Here is a 23382-nt window from a genome sequence, read left to right on the forward strand (position 1 = left end):
CATTCTTCAAGACGAAAGTTCAGGGCTTGGCCTCAGCCACATCCGCCAACGGCATCGACACGGCACCGCGGCCGACCGAGTTGCCGTTGTCGAGGAAGTACCTGATCTTCGGCATCCTCGCGTTCGGGCAGTTCATGGCGCTGCTCGACATCCAGATCGTCGCCGCCTCCCTCAACGACATCCAGTCGGGACTGTCGGCGGGTCCCGACGAGATCAGCTGGGTGCAGACCGCCTACCTGATGGCCGAACTGGTCATGATCCCCTTCTCGGCCTTCCTCGCACAGGCGATGTCCACGAGATGGCTCTTCGCGATGTCCGCCGGGCTCTTCACGCTGTCGAGCATCGCCTGCGGCTGTGCCTGGAACATCGAGTCGATGATCGCCTTCCGCGCGATCCAGGGCTTCGTCGGCGGCGCCATGGTGCCGAGCGTCTTCGCGGTCGGCTTCACGATCTTCGAAGGCAAGCAGCGCGCACTCATTCCCGCCATCCTCGGCATGGTCTCGGTGCTCGCGCCGACCATGGGGCCCACGGTCGGCGGCATCATCACCGACTCCATCGGATGGCGGTGGATCTTCTTCATCAACATCGCGCCCGGCATCGTCGTCACCGCGCTGACGATCCACTTCGTGCACGTGGACACGGCGGACACCTCGATGTTCCGACGGATCGACTGGTCACATCTGATCGCGATGGCCGTGGCCCTCGCAGGTCTCGAATACGTGCTGGAGGAAGGGCCTCGCAAGGACTGGTTCGGCGATCCGCAGATCGTCATGGCCGCCTGGTTCTCGTTCGTGGGCTTCTGCCTCTTCCTGGAAAGGTCGTTCTTCTCGAAGAACCCCATCGTCAGGGTCACGCCGTTCCGGAACCCGACGTTCGCGTTCGCCTGCGTCTTCAACCTGGTGATCGGCTTCGGCATATACGCCTCGACCTACCTGGTCCCCGTGTTCCTCGGACGCGTCCGAGGGTTCAACAGCCTGCAGATCGGCACCACCGTGTTCGTCGTCGGGCTGGGCCAGCTCGTGAGCACGGTGATCGTCGCACGGGCTTCGAACCACGTCGATCGCCGGATTCTGATCGGTATCGGCCTATCCGGGTTCGCGGCAAGTCTCTGGCTCACTTCGGAGGTCGCATCGAACTGGGGCTTCGGCCAACTGCTGGTACCGCAGCTCGCGCGCGGCCTCTTCGTGATGCTCTGCATCGTGCCCAGTGTGAACATGGCGCTCTCGGCGTTTCAGGGTCCGGAGCTCCGGTCGGCGTCAGGGCTTTTCAACCTCATGCGCAATCTCGGGGGCGCGATCGGCATCGCGACCGTGAACACGTGGCTCGGCGACAACACGCGCATCCAGACCCTGCGTTTCGGAGAGGCGCTGGCGGCCAACGGACGGAACGCGCAGGATGCCATCAGCTCGATCGCGGGACGGTTCGCCGCCGTCACGCCGGACCCCGACCACGCCATGTTGATGGCGCAGGCCACGATAGGTCGGTTGGTGAACCGCGAGGCGCTCACGATCGCCTTCGACGACGTCTTCAGGCTCATGGCCTGGATGTTCATAGCCGCACTCGTGATGGTGCCATTCTGCAAGGTGCCGAAGAACGCGGCGCCGGTGTCGCCCGCGGACGTGCATTGATGCCCTGCCCTCAGCCATGCCGAAACGGCACCGGTCCGATCCTCGGCGTTTCCGAATCCGCCTATCCGTATCGGGCCCACCCGCCGGGGACCCGGACGTTGGCAATAGCGACCCCATCGATCGCCTGGGCGGACGTCGCCTTGGCAATCACCTTCACGGACAGCATCTAACAGTCATGAGATACGACAGCGAACACAAGGCCAAGACCCGCGACCGGGTTCTCAAGGAAGCCTCGGCGGCGATCCGGACGCAGGGCGCCGAGCGCGTCAGCGTCTCCGCGATCATGGGTCGCGCTGGTCTGACCCATGGAGGGTTCTACGCCCACTTCGAATCGAAGGACGAGCTGATCTCGGAAGCGGTCAGCTACATGTTCGAGGAACGCTACTCCTATTTCCTCAGCCACCTGGACACGCCCGACCCGCGGGACGCGATCAACGGTTTCGTCGACAGCTATCTATCGATGCGTCACAGCGCGGCGATCGATAGGGGCTGTCCGATCCCCATCCTGGCCGGTGACATGCCGCGCCTTCCGCAGCCAGCGCGCGAACGCTTCGTCCTCGCCGTCGATCGTCTCACCGACGGCCTAGCCAAGCTGCTGGAACGGATCGGAGTCGAGAACCCGTCGACGGCCGCATCGTCCGCCCTCGCGGAGATGGTGGGGGCGCTCGCCCTGTCCCGCGTCCACGGCGAGGTACGCGCGGAACAGGTACTCGCGAGCTCGCGCGACGCGATAAAGGCCGGCCTGACGAGCGTCTGACGCGGGGCCTCACAGTTTCCTGCCGGGCATCGTCCCGTGACAACGCGACCGACGATACCGCTTGTGGCCCGAGCGATCGCGACGCCTACGTCAGTGGAACCGTCGGTCTCAGCGCCCGCGACGTCACGCCGGCAGCCGATCGACTGGCCTTCGCGATAGCGTCAGCGGGGCCTTGGCTTACGCCGCCAACCGGGCGTCGAACGCCTGCCTGGCGATTTCGACCTCGCCGAAGTTTCCCATGGTCCACGCGTAGAGCGCCTCGAAGGGTGGCTGGAGCGATCGACCCAACGGCGTGATCTCGTACTCCACCGCCACCTGCGAAACGGGGATCACCCGCCTTGAGACGAGTCCGTTCCGCTCAAGCCGCCGGAGACATTGGCTCAACGCCTTCTGGGTGACGCCCTCCAGACGCCGCTTGACCATGTTGAACCGTAGCGGCCCCGCGTCGAGGACGGTCAGGACCATCATGGACCACTTGTCGGCGATCTGGTCGAACAGCAGTCTACTGGGACAGTTCACTGCGAAACACTGCGTCTGCGGCTGTGCCACTGGATTTCCCATGGTATTCCCGATGATGCGACGTGCTGATCGGCGCCAGGTTTCCGCGGTATACCTACCCGGTGCCCAACACAATGGAGCCGCCCGGCGCGTTCCGCCTGTACGCGTGCGTAAACGACCTTGCCGAGGCTTCGGACCGTGTTGGCCGGTTCCATAACGGGCTACAGGGCCCCCGAGATGTTCTGTTCCTCTACTTCGCGTTTCGCTGCCATCTGCGCGACGACGGGCCATGCGGCTGCTCGGCATTCAACAGGACCCCGGATGTGTCGCTGGACGGCGATGCCTTCGATCCTTGTACGCGATCACGATAGCAGCGATGGCGGGGGCTGCTGGCAACTGATGGGGACTACGGAATGGCGATTTCCGAGGATGAAGCCGCGGCGCTGATCAAGCACATCGAGACGACCGTCAGGGCCGCCGCCGAAAAGCCGGAGTTCCACGGCATCTTGCACCTTCTCAATCAGTGGCGTTCCGACGTCGATGCCGGCAGATCGATCGAGCGCAAGCTGTCGGTTCGGCAGAGCCCTGGCCTCGACGTTCTTGCGGAGACGCCCAGGACGCGAGCGACGGCCAAAGGCGATTTCGTCGGCAAGGAGGACTACAACGCCCTTGAGCAGCTCGAACTCCTCGTCACCGCGCTGGACCTCGCCTACGTCGCGCCGAAGATGATGGCGGAGCGCTTCCTCGACATCGTCGCGAGCACCAGCGGGGAAGCCAACGCGAAAGCGGGCGCCGACATCAGCATCGCGTTCGTCGGCGTCGGCGAGACCGACGCGGCGGCGACCGGACGAACGATCTCCCGGGCAGGCGTCGCCCAGTCGCACGAGGCGACGGCAAGGCTGAGCGAGTTGCTGGCGGAAATCTCGCGCGAAGCAGGCTTCACGCCACCCGTGGCCCAGGAGGTGACCGTCTGATGCCCCTCAGTCCAAGCATGTGGGCCGATATCTCGGCCGCGATCAGTTCGGCCACGAGCGCGAATCTCTCGGCCGCGTCGGCCGGAAACGACCTCTACGAATGCTACGTATGGGCACTGGTCCTGGAAGCGGCGCGGCGGCAGGGCGCCACCATCCGCCTGATGACCAGGTCTGGCGTTCCGGCCACCAGCTTCCGATTCCGTACCGCGCCGACGTCGATCTTCTCGAGCCTTCACGACTACTGCCATGCCGAGCTGAACTTTCCGCGTGCGCCAGTGCTAGAGGCCCATGTCGGCATCTACGTTTCGGGCAAATCGAGAGTGAACCACGAGTGCGACGTCGCCGTGCTCTATCATGACGAGGCCAACACGTGTCGGGCGAACAGCGTGCACCCCCGTTCAAGTAAGATACTCCTGTCCGTCGAATGCAAATACTACCTCAGCAGCACGCTGGGAGTAGACCTCGGCAGATCCTTCCTTGGTCTCATAGACGACATCTACGCCGAAGGTCGTTTCTTCGTCTCGACGCAGAACAAGGGTTCCGTCGACAAGCTGTTTTCGCGACACAGGAAGGAATACGAGATTGGGCTTTCGCCCCTCACCCCGGACCAGGAGGTCCGATTGCGCGGTTCTTTTGAGAAGATCTTTCGCAACTACCAAGCCCGATGAGACAAGCTTTCCAAGTGTCCAAATTCGCAAGGCAGGGATTCTCGGACGCGCTCCGACTTCTCCAGTAACCCTAACGAGGCAAAGCCGCCATTTCCGGGATGGACGCCGTCGTCGTGAACTGCCTTACGACAAGCACCCGGGTAACCCATGCTTCCGGCTCGGCTGATTGCAATGCGCCCTGGACTCGCCTTTACAGTGAATGCCTCGTCCCAATCTGTGCCGGCCTTCGCCACGCAGTGAGGGATCGGGAACGCGAGGGGCGGACATGAAGATTGCCAAGGTCAAGATCACCAACTTCAAATGTTATGGGAAGACCTTCACGCTCGTGTTGAACGAAGGTCTCAACGTGATCGTCGGCGCCAATGAGTCCGGCAAGACCACGATCCTCGAGGCAATCTACCTGGCGCTGACGGGCCTTTTGCACGGCCGCCCGCTGAAGAACGATTTGACTAGCTACCTTTTCAACCTTTCCGCGCAGGAGATGTACGTTCAGAGCCTGGCCACGTCATCGCCGCTGCCGCCGCCTGCGATCACCATCGAGCTGTTCTTCTCCGGCGATTCGAACGAACTTGCGGAACTGGAGGGAGACGGAAACTCTGAGCGGAGGAGAGCTAGTGGCGTCGTGTACAAGATCGAGTTCGATGAAGAAAACTACAAAGGGCCGTACGAGGAACTGGTGAAGGCCGGAGTGCTGAGTTCCATCCCCGTCGAGTATTACACGACCACGATGCGCTCGTTCGCCCGCAAGGGCATCACGGCTCGCAACATACCGATCAAGTCCGCTTTGATCGATTCGTCCAACAGCCGAATGCAGAACGGTTCGGACGTCTACGTCTCCCGTATCATCCGCGATGTCTTGGAGGAGAATGAACGGGCATCCATTTCCCAAGCCCACCGAAAGCTGAAGGAGGCTTTCGTGGCGGATCCGAATCTCAAGATGATAAACGAGAGGATCACGCAGGCAGCCAAGATAACGAAGAAGGCGGTCAGTATCTCGGTCGACCTGTCATCGCAGACGGCCTGGGAAAGCAGCCTGATGACCTACATCGATCTCATTCCCTTCCAGTACATCGGCAAGGGCGAACAGTGCGTCATCAAGACGAAGCTGGCGCTCAGCGCCAAGAAGCACACCGAGGCGACCGCGATACTGCTCGAGGAGCCGGAGAATCACCTCTCACATGCCCGGCTGAGCGAGCTGATCGCGGACCTCACCGATCAGCATGGCCAGAAGCAGATCGTCATCTCGACACATAGCAGTTTCGTGGCAAACAAGCTCGGTCTGGACCATCTGATCGTACTGCGTGACGCGGAAGTGGCGCGTATATCCGAACTGGACTCCAGCGACTTCTTCAAGAAACTGTCGGGCTACGACACGCTGCGCCTGACACTGGCGGACAGGGCGATCCTGGTCGAAGGTGACTCGGACGAACTCATCGTCCAGCGCGCCTACATGGACGCCAACGGAGGTCGGCTGCCCATCCAGGATGGCATCGACGTCATCTCCGTCGGCACCGCCTTTCTCCGCTTCCTCGAGTTGGCGAACGCGTTGAAGATCCCGGTCGCGGTGGTCACCGACAATGATGGCGACATCGCCGCCGTCGAGAGGAAATACGCCTCCTACAAAGACTCCGATACCGTCAGGATATGCGTCGACCCAACCGTGGACACCGGCTCCCTGATGATCAAGGACAAGCCGTTCAATTTCAACACTCTCGAGCCGAAGATCCTCCAGGCGAACGACCGGACGACCCTTAACGCCATCTTCAAGACTTCCGCTAAGACCGATGACGAACTTCGCATTCACATGCGCGCGAACAAGACCGAAAGCGCTTTGGCGATCTTCGGTTCGCCAACGAGGATCGCCTATCCGGATTACATCCTGGATGCGATCAGGCCGTGATCGGAGCGAACAGGATCATCATCGCCGCGGCGGGATCGGGAAAGACGACCTATCTCGTCGAGGAAGCGGTCAAGATACAGCGCGAGCGGGTCCTGATCACCACTTACACGGAGTCGAACGAGGCGGAGATCCGCCAACGTTTCTTCGATGTGGTCGGCCATGTACCTTCGAACGTCGTCATCATGACGTGGTTCAGTTTCCTGATCACGCACGGAGTCAAACCGTTTCAGGGTGGGCTATTCGAGTTCCAGATCACCGGCATGTTGCTGGTGGCTGCCCGGTCGGGGCTCAGATACAAGCCGCAGGTGGGGCATCCTTCATACTGGGCTGAAAGCGAGACCGGGAAACACTATTTCGACCAGCGACGGCAGGTCTATTCCGACAAACTCGCAAAATTGGCGATTCGGTGCAACGAAGGCAGCGGCGGCGCCGTGATCGATCGTGTCAGCCGTATATTCCAGCACGTCTTCGTCGACGAGGTTCAGGATCTCGCAGGCTACGATCTAGACGTTCTGGCTGCGCTCGCACGGAGCTCGTCCCGTCTTCTGATGGTCGGCGATCCGCGCCAAGTCACCTATCTGACCCATCACGAGCAGCGCCATAAGAAATATACCGACGGTGGCATCGTCCAATTCCTTCAAAATGACATCCCCAAGAAGGTGCCAGTCGACATCGACGAAACCTCGTTGAACCGGTCGCACCGGAATAGCGCCGTGATATGCGAGATATCATCACGGCTGTATCCGAACCTGCCCGTCACCCATGCCTGCGCGTGTGCCGACTGCCGCGTCGGCGCAGCCGGACCGAACGGCGCGTTGATCCTTCGACCCGCCGACTACGCTCATTACGTGGCGAAATTCTGGCCCATGCAATTACGCGACAAGGTCACGACTTCCGGCGTCATAGACCGATTTCCCGTCATGAACTTTGGCGAGTCGAAGGGTCGAGGGTTCGATCATGTGGTCATCCTTCCTACAAGACCCATGTCCCGGTGGCTCCTTGATCCTGCCGCCGAACTCGCATCGCAGAGCAGGGCCAAGTTCTACGTCGCCCTGACTCGGGCGCGTCACAGCGTGGCGATCGCGATGGATTGGGGCAACGCCCCCCTGCCCGCTGGTTTCACTCTCTATGATCGTGAGCACCGTTCGTGACGCCTGCCCCGCCCCCACGTCGAACGTGATCGGCGGCGGCTCGATCGTCGGCGCGCGTCGACCTCGACAAAGCTACCGCAGGACCGAGATGAGAAGATCCCGGATCTTCGCCGAGAAGATGTCGTCGTCGACGCTGCGCCCCGTAGTCACGAAGACCACCTCGTCGAGGAATCGTGCGAGCATGATCTCGAGCTCACCTCCCCGCTCATCGCTCGCCGTCAAAGCCTCGATCGCATCCGTCCGGGCGATGACCACGATGGGTGGATCCTCGCCATCCTTCGGCATGATCCGCGCGGTCGCGACTGGCTTGTCCTTCAGGCCTTCTCGGAAGAACTCCGCCACGGCCTCGCTCTCCACCGCCTCGGAGAAGACGTGGACGTCGATCGCGGCGCCCTCCTTCAAAAGGTCGGGAGACAGGATCTCAGCGAGTTCGTCTGCGAAGGCGACGAGAAACGACCCGATCACCAGGGCGACGAACATGGACTCCGACCGCTTCGCGTCCGTCCGGACGGTGAACAGCAGGCGTTCCTCGCTGCCCAGATGTATGACGAGATTCAGGTCGTCCCCAGGCCGATGGCGCACGACCATGCGGTCCGAACCACTTGCACAGATCCCCGCCAGCGTGAGCAGTTCCGCGGTGGTGAAGGCGCGATGCCGACCGAAGCCGAGGGTCACCAGCAGGAGCATCGAGCCCAACGAGCCTCGCTTCCTCAGTCCTCGACTGTCGTCGAGGGCTAGAAGACACCTGACCAGGCAATCAAACCAGAATGCGCCGTCCCGACCAGGTAGGAACGCGCGGATCAGGAAACCCAGCACGCCTGGCGCGGCCGCCTTCGGACACCGCGCCAGCGCCACCGTCATCGCCTCGACCCACGCACTCGAAGCCGTGAGATCGCCGCGCCCATCGAAGGCTATCGCGATCAACGTCTCGGGGGACTGCTGATCACCGATGAACGGGACGAAGTAATGCAGCAGGCGCTCGGCTTCATCGACGTCGTCCCCGCGCAGAAACCCTCTAATGGTGAGAGCATAGTCGGACGCCGCCTCGCTGTGCCGCCCCTGCAGCCGGCGGGCATCGCCACGCTCTTCCAGAGCGAAGGCCTGCTCGACCCACGCGAAACTGTCTGCAAGGAGTTCGGCGGCGTGGGCTGCGGATTGCTCGGCGCGTGCCGCCAGCGCGTTCCTCTCGTCACCCTCTGCCGCGACCGCGGCCTGATTGTCGACGGCTGCGAGAAGACGCGAACTACGTCCCTCGATGTCGGGCCTGCTAACCGACTGCCCGAGCTTGCGGCCTTCGTCATAGGCTGTACGCGCGCCGCGGAGGTCGCCGGCATCACGCAGAACGTTACCGAGCATGATCTGGTTGATCGCCACCAGATACCTGTCGCCCAGCTCCTCGCCTATGCCGATCGCCTCGTGCGCGAGCGCCTCCGCCTCGACGAACCTCTTTTCAAGTCGAAGCCGCGGGGTTTCGAGGTTGCAAAGCCATGCGCGATGACGTGGCGAATCGGGCTCGCCGACGTCGAGCTCGGCCCGGAGCGCGTCCGCCTCGTTTCGCCCGTCCTTCGAAAGCGCGAGCGATGCTATCAGATTGCGTGTGGAGATCTCGAGGCCATACCTGTCCTCGATCTCCGCGAAGACCTCCCGGGCGCGGCGAAAGATCGACGCGGCCGCGTCGGTGTCGTTGACGCTGAGATATGCCACGCCCTCGTCGAGCAGCAGCCGCCCTTCGCGATCCTTCCGGCCGTGGTCTCTCGCGCCGTCGCGAAGTTCACGGACGCGTTCCAGCGCGGCTGCCGAAGCAGAGAGCCTGAGATCGATCGACGCCTCGAGCAGGTCAATCATCTCCTCGGCTTCCCGATCCGAAACCTGTGCTGCGACTTCACGGGCCTCGTGCAACAGCATTCCGGCCGCACTCACCCTGCCCTGGTTCGCGCGAGCTTCGCCAAGCGCGATCAGTACGGAGATCAGGCGCCCCTTCTCGTCACGCGATCGATAATACTCCACGAGATAGTCAAGAGCCTCGGTCAGGTGTCGCGTCGATCCGCTGAACACGGCTTCGGAGGCGGTCCGGTTGGCAAGCCTCGCGACGCGCTCCGACATCTCGGTTCCTCGCAGCCTGAAAGCCGCCCAGGATCTCCCGGTTCGCTCGAGACGTCTCGACAATCGGTCGCTGAGCAGCCCGTGCAGCTGGGGTCGACCGAGCACGAGCCGTCCGATCTCATCGCGCAGGCTCTCGTGAACGAACCCGTAGCCGGCGGCCGTCTCCATCAGGAGATCGTTCATCGCGGCGACATGCTCGGTGATTTCGGTCGCCGTTCCTACCGCGCTGCCTAGCAGGACCTTCAAATCCGAAAGGGTCAACATCACCGGGGCAAGCGAGAGATAGCCGAGTATCTCCCTCGAGGTGGCGTCCAGCGTCTCGTACCGCTGGTCGGACGTCACGACCGTAGCCCTCTGGCGAAGTAGAAGCGGCAGATCTCCGGTTTCCGCCGTAACGGTAGCGTCGGCGAGCAAGCGCAATGTCGCCAGATCGTCATCACTGAATCCCAGGACAGGCAGCTCTTCCCCGACCACGCCTTCGGGTTTGCCGCGCGTGACGATCAGCACCGATCCTGTTCCACTAAGCATGAGGCAGGAACCGAGCACGGACCATACGGCGTCGACGTCCTCCGGGTCGTCGAGCACCAGCGGCCATCCACTGCCGTTGTGCCACCGGGCGATCAGCAACGTACGAACGTCTTCGAACAAGGGCGTAGCAAGCTCGGGGCCGATGGCCAGGCCCAACCGCTCGGCGACGGCGAGCAGCGCCGTGCGCGCGTCCATGCCGCGGGCATTGACGTACGCCGCCGCGCGCTCGTGCGACCATTCCGCCGCGAGCGCTGTCTTGCCCGCCCCGGATTCCCCGGTCACCCAGATGATCCGAGAGGACGCTGCGGCCTGAGACAAACGATCGAGCAGACCATTGCGCCGGATGCGCAGCGCGCCGTTGCGGAAGATGGCAGCGAGCGTCGCATCCGCCGTGCCGATGATCGGCGACGAGATCTGCGCGCGCGTCACCCGGTCGGTGACCAGAGCCGTCAGATCATCGCGAAACCGAGCCTCGAGATCCTCGCCGTCCTCGAAGAAGTAGAGGACGTGCGGACCGCCCATCATCTCGCTGACCATCGCCTCCAGTCGTGGGTCGCGGTCGATTGCGGGTTTCAGTACGTAGGCCAGCAGATCCTTGCCGAGCCGCTGCGCCTCGCGTAATTCATCCTCGAGCCCGGAAATGGTCATCCCCTTCGCGTCGTCGATCCAACCATAACCATTGCGGTAGATGCCGATGACGACGTGCGAATCTTGAAGCTTTCGCAGGTAGAAATCGCGGGGCGGCTCCGCCCGCGCGCCTTCGCGCTCGAACTGTATGGGTTCGAAATTCAGGGACCGGATCGCGGCACGCGCGGCCTCCCGCTCGGTCTCGCACTCGCCGATCGTCGAGCTGATGAAGACTTGGAGACGGTCCGCCGACGCCCGCTGCGGTATCACGTCAACCATAGCCGAGTTCCCGGACGCGCCGGATCCGTTCGACGACCCTCGCCCCGACATCGCGGTCCGGTTCGAGACGCCGAAGCAGGAAGGCGGCGTCGAGACCGATCTGTTCGTCTAGCTGATCGTTCGAGATGGCCGTGAGCTCAACGTCCATCGAGGCCGGCTCGAGTATCTGACGACGGACGGCGTCGATCATCGCAAGCCGTTTGCCGATGCCGCTCGGCTGATAGGAGAGGAATCTTGCTGTCCGAAGATTGCAGATCGCCTGTTCGGCTTGCCAGCGGGCGTAGCCTGCAGACGCCGCATGCGCCAGCAGGGCGGCGCCGCGATCGGTGTTGCGGAGCACGTGCAGCGTCTTGGGCATCGACGCCGCAAGCCGCCGCTCGCGCGCATCCGTCACGCCTTTGGGGTCCTGGTCCGGGGTAGGCGGCCAGCCTGGATCCGGTCCGTCCTTCTTCCTCGCTTCGAATTCAGCCTCGGTCCTCGCCATCGAATGCGGCGGTCGATCCTCAAGCCGTCGATAGACATCGATGCCGGGCAGAAGGATGGCGTTGTTCCAACTCGGCTTGAAGGAAAAGTCCCGGCTCCCGCTGCTCTGCGACATGCCCGCCGGCATCTCGGCGACGATCAACCACAGCGGCGCGACCGGCTGCTCGGCATAGCCGGCGAGCCCATCGAGCATCGGATGCCGCGAGTTCATTCGTTTGATATGGCTCATCACTATCATGAGCGGCTGAGAAATCGTGTCGATGCCGGAAACGCGCCAGCGCAGCAGATCGACCTGCTGTGATATCGCGAGCACGTAGCCAGGCCCGTCATAGGCGATCTCGATGCGAATGGCGTTGGGTCCGGACAGCGTGGTCCATTCCTTCAGGAGCGCGAGCGCGGATCTCATCTTGCCCATGTCGTCGCCGAGAAGCGTCATGAAAGGCGGGCCGTCCGGAAGAAGGCCGAAACCGCAACCTGAAAAGCCACCTGCCACCAGGCGCTGCGACAACTCCATGTTGGCCAAGACGATGTCGACCGTGGGCCAGCCCCAGTCATAGCCGCCCGCATCCTCTATGAGATCCTCGCGAGCAGCCGACTGCTGATCGGCCACCTTCGCTTTCTTAGCGCCTTTGCCCTTCTTCGCAGCCATTACCGCAGTCTGGGGGAGCCCGGACGAATTGCCAAGGGTTGCTCGAAACAGCCGGCGCGTTCTGCCAGCCACTGCTCAGCAACGCGGATCCCCACGCCTGCCGTTTCCGTTGCGAATTTCAGGCCGATCGACCGACAAGCCCTCTTCGTCCAGCTACCCGGCACGTCCCGGCAGTCTCTCCCGACCGGCGATGAGCGGACACGTCCGTGGTTGGCTGCCCGCCACCTCAGGCAGCGAAGCGCTGCTCGAGATTGAGATCGAGACCCATGGCGAGTTCGCCACAGGGTTCGGACTCGACGAGCCGCAGCATGTCGCTGATCGCCGGGGAGACCAACGCCTCGGCGAAGGAGGAAGTGGGGTCGAACCCTTCGGTCAGCTCCGCTTCGGACGCGGCGACCGCGCCGTAGCGCCCCGACAGCCGCTGCACCGCTTCGAGCGCGCCGCTGCAGATCGAGGCGTGGAACGCCTGAAGGATCATCCGACCGTCGTCATGGACCAGCGTCGCCGTGAAGAGACGGGGTTCCAGTCTGGTGGGGCGACCTTCGTCGACCGCATCGCCGGTGTCCGCGTGACTTCCCGCGACGCGGGGTGGCCGAGGCGTTGAAACGACTTCCCGCTTGCCGCTTTGACGATCTGCCCTTCGCGCCGGAGTGCGGGGCGAGCATCCGTCGCGTCCGTCGATCGTCGCGACTGACAACTGCACGTCATCTTCGACACAGTCATCGTCGCTGTTGTCATCGTCGTCCGAAACGAGATCGTCGATGAACTCCGGCTCCGCGTCCAGACCGAGCGACAGGCCATGGAGGAGGAGCGCCCGGAGGAAGTCCTCGCGGCGGAGCACCGCCTCGATCGCGGTGCCGCCGGCGAAGAGACGGCGGGGCGACAGGAGCCAGTTCATCGGGTCCTCTCCCCCACCCTCGCGCTGGAACCGCGCTCCCGTCTCGGCGGCGATGACCGCGAGACGGGTCAGACCGCGTCGCGTGACCCGCAACGCTCCGTCGGACTTGAGATCCTCGTCCAGGGGATCGTCGTACGCCACCTTCGACGACGCGATGCTGGTGTGGCTCTGGTAGGCTGACTGTATCGATGCGATCATATCGAGCTCCGTTCACAGCCAAACTCCAGATCTTTACCGGAGGGTCAGTGGCCGCACCTCGTACATGGTCTAGGATGATTATATTTCAACGGTTCTAGAACAGTCGATACGTTTATTGTAAGGAAAAGCATCATTCAATGCGCAGGATCACAGGGCCGGCACATTTTAGACTGCCATGAACGATTAACGAAAAACGGCGTCCATCTATCGAACGCCAAAGCCCGCACGGCTACCTTCGCCGTCGTCGCCGCGCTCGCGTCCCGCCATCACGTTCTGCGGCTCACACAGAGTGTGCGGCACGTCGCCATGGTTGTCATGCAACGACATGACTACTCGTTGGCGACCGCCGTACTTCCGGTCTCGAAGACGATCAGGGAGGTTCCGCCAACTGGCTGCATCACGCGCTTCACAGGGTAGTCTCTGCCAGCGAGCAAGGGGTGGCTGACGATTGCTCCAACTGGGCGACCCACCATCGCCGAACCGATGGTAAGCGGAAGCTGCTGCGCCACGTGGAGACGCCCCTTTCCCGCCGACGATGTGAGCAGGTAGGTCGAGGTCAGCAAGGCGATCTCCAGTCCTTCACCGCAAAGCCTGAAGCCGAGCTTCTCGTCCCGGTCGTCCCGGTCGTCGGGGTCGCATATTACGCAGCCCGCGACACCCTGATGGCGACGCGCGAAGCGACGATGCCAACGTTCACTTCCGCCACCATCTGTGAGACGTCCCCCCGATAGAAAGTCGTAACCGCCTGGCCGGAAGGTATCATGCGTGCGCAGCGACTTCTCGGGCCAGTCGTCGGGCACACGGAACCGGTCGATGACGTCCGCGGTGCGAAGTCCCATGTCCGCCAGCGCGTCGTGCACCATCGGCGAGACGTGCCGGATCATCGTCTTGACCCGCGCCCTGAAGTACTCCAGCCGCGCGGCGCGATAGCATTCACACCTCTCAGCAAGATCGATGTACCGCTGATCATGCGCGGAAATGTAATCGTCCGGGTTGTACTTCCAGTCCATGCCCACCTCGACGTTCGGCGCGATCCCTTCACCTAAGGACGCGCTCCTGCATTCGCCAAATGGGGTCCGCCAGCATCCCTTCAATGGCTCTAGAAATATCGAACATATTTCCGTTCGTGATCTTATGGATGTTGAAAAGCCAGTTCTGACTCCACATTGTTAGAAATATGGAAATGAACCGGGCCGTCATCGCATTCGCCGCACTCGCCCAAGCCACCCGGCTGGGGACGTTGCAGCTTCTCGTTGGTCGGGACGGGCGATCCGTGAGAGCCGGGGAGATAGCCGACGCTCTCTCTATACCGACCAACACCATGTCGAGCCATCTGGCGATCCTCGGGCGCGCCGGCCTCGTCACGTCGACGCGGAACGGACGCGAGGTCCTCTACGCGGCGGACCCGGCGACCGTCTCCCGGCTACTAGGGTTCGCGGAGACGACGCTTCTGCCAGACGCCGCTCGATTTGCGGATGCCTCGGACTGACGTTCGACGTCGGCATGACGAACCCATTGCGGCGTGGCATCATAGCGCGAAAGGCGATCCTGGCAGGTAGTCCTGTCCCTCCGCCAAACCCGATGCCGACAGGCTCCGCAGGAGATACCTTTGTCCAACTTCAAGTTCCTGCACGCTGCCGACATCCACCTGGACAGCCCCCTCCTCGGATTGGGATCGCGTACCGATGCGCCGGTCGACCGCATACGCGCCGCCACGCGTGAGGCGCTGAAGAACCTGGTGCAGTTCGCGATCGACGAGGCCGTCGATTTCGTCGTCGTCGCGGGCGACCTGTACGACGGGACCTGGAAGGACATGAAGACCGGCATATTCGCGATGCAGCAGTTCGCCCGGCTCGGACACGCAGGCATCCGGACGTTCGTCATTCTCGGCAACCACGATGCCGAGAGCAAACTCACCGTCGACCTGCCCAAACCCGATGGTGTTCACTTCTTCGGCAGCGCCGCCGGCGAGGTCGTCACCATCGCGGATCTCGGCGTCGCGGTGCACGGACGCTCCTTCAAGACCGCCGCGGTTCTCGACAATCTGGCGATCGAATACGCGCCACCCGTCCCGGACATGTTCAACATCGCCATGCTGCACACCGCGCTCGAAGGCGGTCACGAGCATGCACCCTATGCACCGTGCAGGCTCGTCGAGTTGCAGACCAGCGGTCACGACTACTGGGCGCTGGGTCACGTGCACGACCACATCGTCCACAACGAGCATCCCCACGTCGTGCATCCCGGCAACGTCCAGGGGCGGCACGCGAGGGAGACTGGCCCCAAGGGGGCCGTACTCGTGCAAGTCGAGGACGGCGTCGTGACCGGAATGCGCCACGTGCCCCTCGACGACGTCCGATGGGAGCACATGACGATCGTCGTGGCGGATGGTGCGGCTGGCACGCTCCACGACGTCTTCCGCGACAAGCTGGACGTCATCACAAGGGAAGCAGGCGGACGGCCGGTGATCGCGCGCGTGACGATAGACGCCAGAAACGCCGATGCAGACGAGATCGCCGTCATGATGGACGCGGTCGAGACGGACCTGCGCGCGATCGCCGCGCAGGCAGCCGACGCGGTCTGGCTCGAAAAGGTACGTCTGAAAGCCAGCCGTTCAGCGCCGGCCGCGCTGCCGAAGGCGATCGCGGACCTCATCGACGGAGGCGCGGACGATGCGACCGCACGCGACGCGCTGCGCGCCGCGCTGCAGCCCCTCGCCGACAAGCTTCCCGCAAAACTAGACGAGGACGACCCACTGCTCGTCGCGCTCCAGACCGGCGATTGGGGTGTTCTCGCCGCTGCCGCTTCGGAGACGATTGGGGCACGGCTTCCGGGAGAACGCCCATGAGGCTCCGACGTCTCGACATCTTCCGGTACGGCGCGTTCGCCGACCGCTCGCTCGACTTCGGCGACGGAACGAACGACATCCACCTGGTCGTCGGCGCCAACGAGGCCGGCAAATCGACCATGCTGGCGGCGATCGGCGATCTCCTCTGGGGAATGGGGGAACGGCCGCCATTCGCGTTCCGCTATCCGTACGGAGAGCTTCGTCTGGGAGGCATCGTCGAACATGACGGAGCGGTCCTAGAGTTCATGCGCCGCAAGGCCAGAACAGGCTCGCTGCTGACGCCGAACGAAGAGGCGCTTCCCGACTCGTCGCTCGCGCCGTTCCTCGGCGGCCTGGACCGCGACGACTTCGACCGGATGTTCGGCCTCAACCACGAACGACTCCGCTCGGGCGGGCAGAACATGCTCAGCGGTCGCGAGGACGTCGCACGAGTACTCTTCGAGGCCGGAACGGGCCTCGGTGGCATCGGCGCCGCTCTCTCGGCCCTCGATGACGAGGCGACCGCGATCTTCACGGGAAATGCCAGGAACAAGCCCCTCAACCTCGCTCTGAAGGAGCGCGAGGCGAGCCTCGCGTCCATGCGCACCGCGGTCATGGCGCCGACGAAATGGAAGGCGATCGCCAAACGCCTGGATCAGGCCGTCGCCGATCACGAGGACGCCTTGCGGCGGACCAGAGTGCTAGAACACCGGCGCTCCACGCTGGAACGGATGCACAGGGTGCGACCGATACTGACCAAGATCGACGCTCGCACCGACGCTGTGGAACGGCTCGGTCGGATACCGGCGTTGCCGAGCGACGCTGCATCGATCCGCAGGGTCGCCAGCACAGCGATCGCCGAAGCCGGCATCAGCATCGGCGAGCGGGCGAAGGACGTGGCGTCATTTGAACGCGGGCTCGCGGACCTTGCGCCAAGAAGCGCCGTGCTGGATCACGCAGACGAGATCGTCCGACTGGCGGACGGGCTGGCCCTTCACCGCAGCCATCTTACGGAACTGCCTTCAGCCCGAAGCCGGACGCGGGACGGCATCGCCGCCCGGCGCCAGCTGCTGGAGGACGCAGGGCTTCCGGAAACGACGGTCGTTCCATCCGCGGCGTTGCGGCTTCAGGCGCGCAAGGCGCTCGACGCGTTCGCGACCGCGGAGGACGCCGTGAAGAAACTCGACCGGGACGTGCTGGCGGCACGTCGCAAGGTCGCGAGCACCGAGCAGAATGCCACGGGCGTGTCGGATGGGACTGGTCTGGCGAGGCTCAGGACCGCTCTCGGTTCCGCGCCACGCGACGGCGCCAGAACCGCTTCGCTCCACACCGGACACGTAGACACGGCGAAAAAGCGGCTGGCCCGGGCCTTCGCGCAGTTGGCACCCTGGACGGGCACGTCCGACGCGCTCGCGGTCGCCGTCGTGCCTAACGCGGACGTGATCGAAGCGCACCGCAAACGCTTGGCGGACGTGGCCGAGCGTCAAGCTAAGCACGATGATCTCATGTCGACCGCACGGACCGAACTGAACGACGCCCGGGCGGAACTCGTCCGGCTGTCGAACCTGGATCGGCAGCCTCCGACACCGGAGCTTCTGGAACAGGCGAGATCGTCGCGCGACGCGTCGATCGTCTCCCTCGTCGCCGAAGAGGAGAACGGCAGGGCCAACCTCGCCGACGTGCAGACCGGTGTGAGGGCGGCGGATGAACTGGCCGACAGGCGGGAGGCCGAAGCGAGCCGCCTGGCCGAGTATGCCAATGCGCTCGCCTCGATCAAGCGGACAGGGGCGAACCTGAATGACGCCCCCGATCTGCAAAGGCGTATCGATGCCGAGCGTCTGGATGCCGATGCCGAATGGGCGACGACATGGCGCGCGGCGGGGTTCGAGCATTCCGTGTCACCGCAGCAGGTCTCCGGTTGGATCGAGTCCCGGACATCGGCCCTGGACGCCGCGGATGCGCTTTCCGAGCGCGAGACGGCGCGAGCCGAGCACGCTGCCGAGGTGGAGAGACACCGTGACACTCTCGGTCGTGCGATGCGGAACTGCGATCTCGCACCCGACCCGACGCTCGGCCTCGACGCCCTGATCGAGGAAGGCGATTCGCATCTCGAACGGCTGGAGAAGGTTCGCGACGATGCCGTACTGGCGAAGACCCGCCACAAGGAAGCCGAGCAGGCACTCGCCGACGACGTCGACGCGTTGGCCAACGCCACGATCGACAGGGACCAGCTGGCGCAGACGCTGCCACGCGCATTGGCTCCGCTGAATCTGGGGGAACTCACCGCTCCGGCCGGTGATCTGGCAGTCACCGCCCTCGACCTCGTCGCGCAACGCGAGGAGGTCGACCGCACGAATGCCGCGCGACTAGAGGATATCGAACGGGCCACCGCCCTCTTCGAGGCCGAACTCGCCGCACTCGTCGCCGCGACCTCGTCATCCCACGAGGGTGATGCCGGAGGGCAGCTAGCCAGTCTACGGTCGGCCCTCGAATCGGCGAAGGAGACGGAGCGGGACCGGGTTCGCCTGACGGCGGACAGGGAGACGGCGCTCGCCGAGATCGCATCCTCCGAGGCGTCGGTCGCCGCGGAACGACTGCGGATAACTACGCTGATGGAAACCGCCGGCGTGACGAGCCTCGAGGATCTCGATGAGATCATCGAACGGAGCGTCGCTCAGCACGACCTGACCGCGGAGATCGCGAACTTGCGAGACGAACTCGCCGACGCCGCCGGCGGTGTCCCCGAAGACGATTTGCGTGGCGAAGTCGTCGTCACGACCGCCGACGACGCGGCCGCGGAGCTGGCGGACGTGAAACGGGAACAGCAGACGGTGATCGAGGAGATCAGCGTGCTGTCGTCCGATATGGCAGCCGCGCGGGCCGAACAGAGGGATGCGGAGAACGGCGCCGATGCGGCGAACGCTGCGCAGTCGGCCGAAGAGGCCAAAGCGACGATCATCGACCTCGGCGGCCGCTACGTGCGCGCGAAGTCGGCCGCGACCATGCTGAGATGGGCCATAAACCGGCATCGGGAGACGAGGCAGGCCCCGCTCCTCGCCCGGGCCGGCGACATGCTGGCGAACGTCACCGGAGGCCGCTTCAGCCGACTTGCGCTCGACTGGAGTCGCGGCGAGGAACCGGTGATCGTCGCCGAACGGTCGGGTGGGGAGCGCTGCGGCGTCGACGACATGAGCGAAGGCACCCGCGACCAGCTCTTCCTCGCATTGCGCCTGGCGGCGATCGAGGAGAAGGCGGCGGACCACTCGATGCCCCTGGTCTGCGACGATCTCTTCATCACCGCCGACGACGCGAGATCGGCACGCCTCTTCCGGCAACTGAAGGAACTGTCGGCCTCCACGCAGATCATCGTCTTCAGCCATCACGACCATCTCGAGAAGGTGGCCGACGACGCGATCGGAACGGGAGCATACCACGTCCACCGCGTGCAGGCGGTATGAGATGGTGGTCTGGATAGCGGGCGACCCGTATCGATGCCGGCTTGGTCCGGTTGGTCGTGACCACGATCGACATCGGTCAGCGGCCGGATCCTGACATGCCCGTGGTGCCTCGGGGATCATGCGTCGACGACCTCAATGGCGTGTGACGTGCACCCCGGCCTCGCGGCGTGTCTCAGCTACAGGACGGGCGGCGGCCAGACGGCGCGTTGCGGCATCTTGACGCTGCCGAGCCGCGAGCACCGACGGAGTCTGACGCCTCGATCCCGTCGCGCCGACGTCGCGATTTCTCATGACATGTCGACCCTCGACGATATGTCATGGGTCCGTCTGCAAGCGGTCCAGGGAAGCGGTTCAAAATGGCGAGTATAGAGATCGGCTGGGCCGAAACGGGGCCGATCAGCATTTTCGATGTGGCGCGGCAGCTGGGATTCGATCTCAACAGATACGCGTCGCAGCCAGCCGACGTGAAGCTGTCCATACGGAAGCTGACCGTGGATCGCGTCGTCCACCTGATGCGGGAAGCGTGGCGCGAATCCTACGGCGAGACGTACGTAGCTTCGAAGGACTTCAATCGCATCGCGAACGGCGTCTACGTGATCGCCATCAGCGGCGGCTTCGCCGTGAGCTACGAGTGTGGGTCGTCGGAGGTCATGTACATCGGCCGAGGCAAGATCGCGAACAGGCTCCGTTCGCATCTCGTCAACTGGATCTTCGACATGTCGCTCCAGCTGCGTGACGTGCCGTTCAAGTTCTTCATGGAGACCGTCGGCGATCTGCGGTCGCCGAACGCGTTCAAGGACTTCGAGCATCTGATGCTCGAGACGTTCTCGCAGAAGTTCGGCGAGAAGCCCCTCATCAACAAGATCCATGGGCGGGAGGGCCATATCGATCACCGATTCTCCGGGGAATGGAAAAGGCCGTTCGACAACCGGTCCAAGAAGTGCCTGTGGGAGATTCGTCCATCCAAGAAGAACCCGTGGTTCAAGGAGTTCAAGGACGAGTAGGTCGATATTGGTCCACCGCGAGCATTGGCAAGCATCGTCGTGGCTAGAGGGAAGTCGGACGATCATCTACCGCTTTCCGTCGGCGCGGCGGTACCGCCGAAACCGGGACGCTGCCCGTTCAGCTAAAGTCGCTTCCCCGCAATGCCAGCAGTGACGATCGCAGAGCGATGACCCGCTCCACACTCGCGGGAGCCAGCCCCTTCCACGAGAATGCCGAACGGCTCCTTGCCCCCTCCATCCAGATGCGCTCGGCAAGATCTTCCAGTTCGAAAACGAAACGGGCACATAAGCCCAGCACATCAATGCTTGCGCTGGACGCGTCGCGATGCGCGGCTAATAGCGGTGCCGACGGCATCATCCGGGCGAACCGTCCCGACGAGGCCTTCGCCAAACAGCGGCAGGAGATATGACGATGCCAGACCTCTGGTCGCAGAAGCGATGGGCAAGCCGCGACGATGCGGAGCCGAAGGGTGCCGCCAGGAAAAAGCTGTTGGCCGACCTCGCCGTCCGATCGCGCTTCCAGCAGGACTACGACCGGCTGCTGTTCTCCACGCCGGTGCGACGCCTGTCCGACAAGACGCAGGTCTGGCCGATGGACGAGAACGACGGCGTGCGAACCCGACTCACGCATTCCCACGAGGTCGCCAATCTCGCGCGCTCCATCGGCACCCGTATCCACAGCGCCGACCCAACGCTCTTCGGTGGCGCGGACCTGCACAACGTGGTGCAGCCGATGCTCTCCGCGATCGGGCTCGCGCATGATCTCGGCAACCCGCCTTTCGGTCACCAGGGCGAAGCCGCGATCGCTCGCTGGTTCAATGATAACGGCAACTGGATATTCACCCATACGGACCGCGACGCGAAGGAGGAACTGAAGGACCCGATCCCCCTCGCCTACCGCAAGGAGTTCCTCTCGTTCGACGGCAACCCCCAGACTATACGTCTCCTGGCCAAGCTTCAGACCTCGATCTCGCACTCGGGGCTCGATCTGACCGCCGCGACGCTCGCGGCCACCATCAAGTACCCGGTCGGCGCCCCCAACCAGGACGACAAGATCCCCACGAGCAAGAAGCACGGCTACTTCCTGTCCGAACAGGAACTGGTCGACTGGGTCCGCAGCGAGACCGGACTGACGGAGAAGCAGAGACATCCCCTCACCTGGATCATGGAGGCCTGCGACGACATCGCGTACTCCGTCCTGGACGTCGACGACGCGATGAAGAAGGGCGTCATCTCGCCTGACGACGTCATGGCCATCCTCGCGGCCGACGACCGAACCATGGCGCACCATGTCGTCAAACGCGCGCTCGACGCATTCTCCCGGGTCGTCGCGGCCAAACGCCGTCCCGAGATCGCCCGTGACATCAAGATCGGCTATCTGCGGGCGTTCTTCATCGACGCGCTGATCGACGAGGCCAGCGCGGCCTTCGTCAGGAACGGCCTGGCGATCAGCGACTTCAGCCACCGTGAACCACTCATGGAGACGAACCCGCTCTGCGACACGCTCAAGGGGATCGCTCGCCAATACGCCTTCGGACATCCCACCGTACTGAAGATGGAGGCGCTGGGCGCCGAGGCGGTAAACGGCCTGATGACGGCGTTCTGGAACGCGATACACGACCGCAAGAGCGAGGATTTCGCAAAGCTCGATGGAAAGCGTCGCGGCGCCAAGAACAAGTTCGTGTTCGCCCTGATCAGTCAGAACTACCTCGACGATGCCGTGAACTGTAAAACTCCCGGTTTGGCCGGTTCGATCCGCTACCGCGAGCTCCGCCTCATGACCGACATGCTCGCCGGCATGACCGACACGTTCACGATCAAACTCTGGAACGATGTGAAAAGCCTCGTCTGATGGTCGTCGCCACGGGACTTCCGCAACTCAAACGACGCGTCGACGACTACATATGGCGTGAGAACGGGAAGCCGATCCAGCATCTGCGGGAGATACTCGACACGACCTTCATGGCGTTCCCAAGCGTCGCGATCGTGGGCGGTCTCGTGCGCGACATCGCGCGCCGGGGCAAGGTCGGGTTCAAATCGGACATAGACCTCGTCATCGCCGCCGGTGACGCGGAGGTGGCCGACCTCGCTGCGAAGCTGCATGCGATCCCGAACCGCTTCGGAGGCTACGGATCGCGGCACCCGCATTGGAAGATCGACTTCTGGGCGCTCGAGACGACGTGGGCCGCGACCCAGGGACACGCCCCCGTGGAAAGCGTTGCGGACATCGTCGACACCACGTTCTTCGACTGCGACGCGATCTGCTACGAGATAAAATCGCGGAAGCTCTTCGCGGCGAACGGCTACCTGCCCCGCCTCAAGGCCGGCGTCATCGACGTCAATCTCCTCCCGAACCCCTCGATCGAAGGGAACCTGCTGCGCGCGATCCGACGGATACTGAGCTGGGGCTACCATCCTGGGCCCAGGCTCCGCACGTTCATCGACGAGAATCTGACGGACGAAACGCTCGTCGCGATCTCAAACACCGAGGAGGAGCTCTTCACCCACACGATGGCGGGGGCGTTCGAGCGAAGCTGCGACCTCAAGAAGGTCCTGTTCTCCGAGAACCCGAAGAACCTTTTCAACACGGCCGTCGGTGAACAGCTCTCCTTCCCCGGCCTGGACCCCGATGACGAATAGATTCCGTGAACACCTGCCCGGCTACGAGGGCCCGACATCAACCGACTGGATCCTGCCGACCGTGACTGCCGTTCACGCAGACGTCTGACCCGCGGCTCCGATCCACGCTGAT

18 protein-coding genes are annotated in these 23382 nt (G+C 63.6%); 12 read left to right on the forward strand and 6 right to left on the reverse strand.

Annotated features, from left to right (window positions below; all coding sequences use genetic code 11):
* The first annotated feature begins 26 nt into the window (after window positions 1-26).
* Window positions 27-1628, forward strand: a complete 1602-nt coding sequence (locus tag H8S47_RS02810; RefSeq protein ID WP_235982564.1) for a DHA2 family efflux MFS transporter permease subunit — start codon at window positions 27-29, stop codon at window positions 1626-1628.
* 175 nt (window positions 1629-1803) lie between these two features.
* The gene (locus H8S47_RS02815; RefSeq protein WP_187502407.1) at window positions 1804-2385 is read left to right on the forward strand and encodes a TetR/AcrR family transcriptional regulator; all 582 of its coding nucleotides are present in this window, start codon (window positions 1804-1806) and stop codon (window positions 2383-2385) included.
* 177 nt (window positions 2386-2562) lie between these two features.
* Here H8S47_RS02815 and H8S47_RS02820 read toward each other — a convergent pair whose 3' ends face one another.
* On the reverse strand, window positions 2563-2946 hold the full coding sequence (locus H8S47_RS02820; protein ID WP_187502408.1) for a winged helix-turn-helix transcriptional regulator: 384 nt from the start codon (window positions 2944-2946) through the stop codon (window positions 2563-2565).
* A gap of 350 nt (window positions 2947-3296) precedes the next feature.
* On the opposite strand from H8S47_RS02820, the gene H8S47_RS02825 reads away from it, so the two are divergent.
* The 4 genes from H8S47_RS02825 (at window position 3297) to H8S47_RS02840 (ending at window position 7576) form a co-directional block, all read left to right on the forward strand.
* Window positions 3297-3857: a hypothetical protein gene (locus H8S47_RS02825; protein WP_187502409.1), complete on the forward strand. Its 561-nt coding sequence runs from the start codon at window positions 3297-3299 to the stop codon at window positions 3855-3857.
* A gap of 17 nt (window positions 3858-3874) precedes the next feature.
* Entirely contained in the window at window positions 3875-4525 is a 651-nt protein-coding gene (locus H8S47_RS02830; protein WP_187502410.1) for a hypothetical protein, read from the forward strand.
* Between the two features lie 265 nt (window positions 4526-4790).
* The gene (locus H8S47_RS02835) at window positions 4791-6425 is read left to right on the forward strand and encodes an ATP-dependent nuclease (RefSeq protein WP_187502411.1); all 1635 of its coding nucleotides are present in this window, start codon (window positions 4791-4793) and stop codon (window positions 6423-6425) included.
* Window positions 6422-7576 carry a UvrD-helicase domain-containing protein gene (locus H8S47_RS02840; protein WP_187502412.1) on the forward strand — a complete coding sequence of 385 codons (1155 nt, stop codon included), beginning with the start codon at window positions 6422-6424 and terminating at the stop codon, window positions 7574-7576. The genes H8S47_RS02835 and H8S47_RS02840 overlap by 4 nt, the downstream gene beginning before the upstream one ends.
* Before the next feature lie 72 nt (window positions 7577-7648).
* Here the strand turns inward: H8S47_RS02840 and H8S47_RS02845 are convergent, their stop codons facing one another.
* The 4 genes from H8S47_RS02845 to H8S47_RS02860 form a co-directional block, all read right to left on the reverse strand.
* Window positions 7649-11113 carry a DUF4062 domain-containing protein gene (locus tag H8S47_RS02845; RefSeq protein WP_187502413.1) on the reverse strand — a complete coding sequence of 1155 codons (3465 nt, stop codon included), beginning with the start codon at window positions 11111-11113 and terminating at the stop codon, window positions 7649-7651.
* Window positions 11106-12245 carry a hypothetical protein gene (locus H8S47_RS02850; RefSeq protein WP_187502414.1) on the reverse strand — a complete coding sequence of 380 codons (1140 nt, stop codon included), beginning with the start codon at window positions 12243-12245 and terminating at the stop codon, window positions 11106-11108. The genes H8S47_RS02845 and H8S47_RS02850 overlap by 8 nt, the downstream gene beginning before the upstream one ends.
* 226 nt (window positions 12246-12471) lie before the next feature.
* Window positions 12472-13341: a hypothetical protein gene (locus tag H8S47_RS02855; RefSeq protein ID WP_187502415.1), complete on the reverse strand. Its 870-nt coding sequence runs from the start codon at window positions 13339-13341 to the stop codon at window positions 12472-12474.
* A gap of 329 nt (window positions 13342-13670) precedes the next feature.
* Window positions 13671-14351: a hypothetical protein gene (locus tag H8S47_RS02860; protein WP_187502416.1), complete on the reverse strand. Its 681-nt coding sequence runs from the start codon at window positions 14349-14351 to the stop codon at window positions 13671-13673.
* Window positions 14352-14518: 167 nt separating this feature from the next.
* On the opposite strand from H8S47_RS02860, the gene H8S47_RS02865 reads away from it, so the two are divergent.
* From H8S47_RS02865 to H8S47_RS02880, 4 genes are all read left to right on the forward strand, one after another.
* Window positions 14519-14830 carry an ArsR/SmtB family transcription factor gene (locus tag H8S47_RS02865; RefSeq protein ID WP_187502417.1) on the forward strand — a complete coding sequence of 104 codons (312 nt, stop codon included), beginning with the start codon at window positions 14519-14521 and terminating at the stop codon, window positions 14828-14830.
* A gap of 120 nt (window positions 14831-14950) precedes the next feature.
* Window positions 14951-16189 (forward strand): metallophosphoesterase family protein, encoded by a 1239-nt coding sequence (locus H8S47_RS02870; protein WP_187502418.1) that lies wholly within the window; start codon window positions 14951-14953, stop codon window positions 16187-16189.
* The gene (locus tag H8S47_RS02875; protein WP_187502419.1) at window positions 16186-19626 is read left to right on the forward strand and encodes a YhaN family protein; all 3441 of its coding nucleotides are present in this window, start codon (window positions 16186-16188) and stop codon (window positions 19624-19626) included. Before H8S47_RS02870 ends, H8S47_RS02875 begins: the two co-directional genes overlap by 4 nt.
* A gap of 356 nt (window positions 19627-19982) precedes the next feature.
* A complete protein-coding gene (locus H8S47_RS02880) occupies window positions 19983-20630 on the forward strand; it encodes a hypothetical protein (protein ID WP_187502420.1) in 648 nt (215 codons plus the stop codon).
* Between the two features lie 118 nt (window positions 20631-20748).
* Here the strand turns inward: H8S47_RS02880 and H8S47_RS02885 are convergent, their stop codons facing one another.
* A complete protein-coding gene (locus H8S47_RS02885) occupies window positions 20749-20985 on the reverse strand; it encodes a hypothetical protein (protein WP_214654911.1) in 237 nt (78 codons plus the stop codon).
* A gap of 57 nt (window positions 20986-21042) precedes the next feature.
* Here H8S47_RS02885 and H8S47_RS02890 point away from each other — a divergent pair, with 57 nt between their 5' ends.
* Window positions 21043-22482 (forward strand): deoxyguanosinetriphosphate triphosphohydrolase family protein, encoded by a 1440-nt coding sequence (locus H8S47_RS02890; protein WP_214654899.1) that lies wholly within the window; start codon window positions 21043-21045, stop codon window positions 22480-22482.
* Window positions 22482-23270 (forward strand): hypothetical protein, encoded by a 789-nt coding sequence (locus tag H8S47_RS02895; RefSeq protein WP_187502422.1) that lies wholly within the window; start codon window positions 22482-22484, stop codon window positions 23268-23270. Before H8S47_RS02890 ends, H8S47_RS02895 begins: the two co-directional genes overlap by 1 nt.
* Window positions 23271-23382 lie beyond the last annotated feature (112 nt).

The organism is Sphingomonas albertensis, assembly GCF_014358075.1.
Lineage (GTDB): Bacteria > Pseudomonadota > Alphaproteobacteria > Sphingomonadales > Sphingomonadaceae > Sphingomonas > Sphingomonas albertensis.

What these genes read in the sequence shown, in the direction of transcription:
- H8S47_RS02830 (WP_187502410.1), top strand. Translation starts at nt 3,875, where the DNA reads ATGTGGGCCGATATCTCGGCCGCGATCAGTTCGGCCACGAGCGCGAAT.
- H8S47_RS02825 (WP_187502409.1), top strand. Translation starts at nt 3,297, where the DNA reads ATGGCGATTTCCGAGGATGAAGCCGCGGCGCTGATCAAGCACATCGAG.
- H8S47_RS02850 (WP_187502414.1), bottom strand. Translation starts at nt 12,245, where the DNA reads ATGGCTGCGAAGAAGGGCAAAGGCGCTAAGAAAGCGAAGGTGGCCGAT.
- H8S47_RS02885 (WP_214654911.1), bottom strand. Translation starts at nt 20,985, where the DNA reads ATGCCGTCGGCACCGCTATTAGCCGCGCATCGCGACGCGTCCAGCGCA.
- H8S47_RS02815 (WP_187502407.1), top strand. Translation starts at nt 1,804, where the DNA reads ATGAGATACGACAGCGAACACAAGGCCAAGACCCGCGACCGGGTTCTC.
- H8S47_RS02835 (WP_187502411.1), top strand. Translation starts at nt 4,791, where the DNA reads ATGAAGATTGCCAAGGTCAAGATCACCAACTTCAAATGTTATGGGAAG.
- H8S47_RS02865 (WP_187502417.1), top strand. Translation starts at nt 14,519, where the DNA reads ATGGAAATGAACCGGGCCGTCATCGCATTCGCCGCACTCGCCCAAGCC.
- H8S47_RS02890 (WP_214654899.1), top strand. Translation starts at nt 21,043, where the DNA reads ATGCCAGACCTCTGGTCGCAGAAGCGATGGGCAAGCCGCGACGATGCG.
- H8S47_RS02820 (WP_187502408.1), bottom strand. Translation starts at nt 2,946, where the DNA reads ATGGGAAATCCAGTGGCACAGCCGCAGACGCAGTGTTTCGCAGTGAAC.
- H8S47_RS02875 (WP_187502419.1), top strand. Translation starts at nt 16,186, where the DNA reads ATGAGGCTCCGACGTCTCGACATCTTCCGGTACGGCGCGTTCGCCGAC.
- H8S47_RS02880 (WP_187502420.1), top strand. Translation starts at nt 19,983, where the DNA reads ATGGCGAGTATAGAGATCGGCTGGGCCGAAACGGGGCCGATCAGCATT.
- H8S47_RS02845 (WP_187502413.1), bottom strand. Translation starts at nt 11,113, where the DNA reads ATGGTTGACGTGATACCGCAGCGGGCGTCGGCGGACCGTCTCCAAGTC.
- H8S47_RS02895 (WP_187502422.1), top strand. Translation starts at nt 22,482, where the DNA reads ATGGTCGTCGCCACGGGACTTCCGCAACTCAAACGACGCGTCGACGAC.
- H8S47_RS02860 (WP_187502416.1), bottom strand. Translation starts at nt 14,351, where the DNA reads ATGGACTGGAAGTACAACCCGGACGATTACATTTCCGCGCATGATCAG.
- H8S47_RS02855 (WP_187502415.1), bottom strand. Translation starts at nt 13,341, where the DNA reads ATGATCGCATCGATACAGTCAGCCTACCAGAGCCACACCAGCATCGCG.